The sequence below is a fragment of the Mesorhizobium sp. M7A.F.Ca.AU.002.02.1.1 genome (assembly GCF_003998535.1).
GTDB lineage: Bacteria > Pseudomonadota > Alphaproteobacteria > Rhizobiales > Rhizobiaceae > Mesorhizobium > Mesorhizobium ciceri.
In genome coordinates, this window is the sequence record NZ_RZPB01001118.1 from 1 (window position 1) to 1470 (window position 1470).

Genomic DNA, 1470 nt, shown 5'->3' on the forward strand with positions numbered 1-1470 from the left:
GGAAATGGCCGTTGACGACATCGAAGGCGGCAAGCAGCCGCTCGCGGCCTTCGCGGTTGAGGCTCTGGATCGCCTGCCTGAGCTTGCGGATCGCCTCGATGATGTCCTCGCGCTCCGACACGATCGCCTCCAGCCGGTCGGAAAGCTCCTTCTGCTCTTCCTCTGCGCGCAGATTGACGGCGCCCAGCCGTTCGCGCTCGATCTTCAGCCGGTCCAGCTGACGCTCGATCTCGGGCATCTCAGGCATCGGGCTGTCAGCCTCCAGACCGGTATGGCGAATAACCACATGCGGCGGTGTGTTCAGCGTTTCCTGGATGCGCGCCTCGACCTCCAGCCGGCGTTCGTCGGCCGCGGTCAGCCGCTCTTCGGCGCGAACGCGGCTCTCGCGCGCCTCAGCCAGGAACTGGATGGCGCCGGTGGCGGCCTTGTCCAGTTCGGATTGCCGGTTCTCCGCTTCCTGCAGACGGTCGGCCGCCGCCTTGCGCAAGGTTTCGGCCTCGGTGAGCTGCGACAGCAGGGCGCGCCGCTTGGCGTCGATTTCATCGGGCGCATCCGCCAGCCGCTCGCGTTCGGCCTCGGCCTCGGCCTTGCGTTCGCCAAGCGAGGCGATCTGCGTCGAGGCGTTTTCGGCCCGCTCCAGCCAATTGCTGCGTTCGGCGCCAATGGCATCGAGCCGGCGCGCGCGCGCCTCGGCTTCGCGGCGCAGCCCCTCATGCACCGCACGCGCATCGGCAAGCGCGGCGCGGTCGCGGGCGACATTGGCCGAGGACTGTTCGAGCTGCAATTGCAGATCGCCAAGATCGGGCGCGTCCTGCAGCAGCATTTCCGCCTCGGCGAAGGCGGCCGAAATCTCCTCATGGCTGTCGACGATGCGGGCGCGCGCTTCATCGAGTGCTGCGCGCCGGCTCTGCAATTCGCCGCCGGCCCTCTCGGCCTCAGCCAGTGCATTGCGGGCGGCGTCCAGCCGATGCTGTGCGTCACGACCGGCCTGGCGCGTGTTGCGCTCGGCCTCGCTTGCCAGGCGGAGCGCCTGTTCGGCCTCTCCCAGCGCCTCCTCGGCCTGGCGCAGGACGAGCGTCGCCTGTATCGCCTCGGCATCGAGCTCAGCCAGCCGGTTCTTCTGCGCCAGCCGTTGCGCCGCGGCGGTCGGCGCGTCGGCACTGGCGGTAAAGCCGTCCCAGCGCCACAGCGCGCCCTCGCGGCTGACCAGCCGCTGGCCGGGAGCAAGCAGCGGCTGCAACCGGCGGCCATCGCCGGCGGCATCGACGATACCGATCTGCGCCAGGCGGCGGGCGAGCTGTGCCGGCGCGTGGACCACGCTGGCCAGGCTCTTCACGCCTTCCGGCAGAGCCGCGTCGCCGGGTTGGATCGCGCCTTCGCCCCAATGCACCGGCGCGCTGCGGTCGAGCGGCACGTCGAGGTCTTCGCCAAGGGCTGCACCCAGCGCCGTTTCGAAACCGCGATCGACGC

General features: G+C 70.1%; 1 pseudogene. It reads right to left on the reverse strand.

The window, feature by feature from the left end:
* A pseudogene (locus EN879_RS35630) lies at positions 1-1470 on the reverse strand (chromosome segregation protein SMC); the annotation flags it as partial.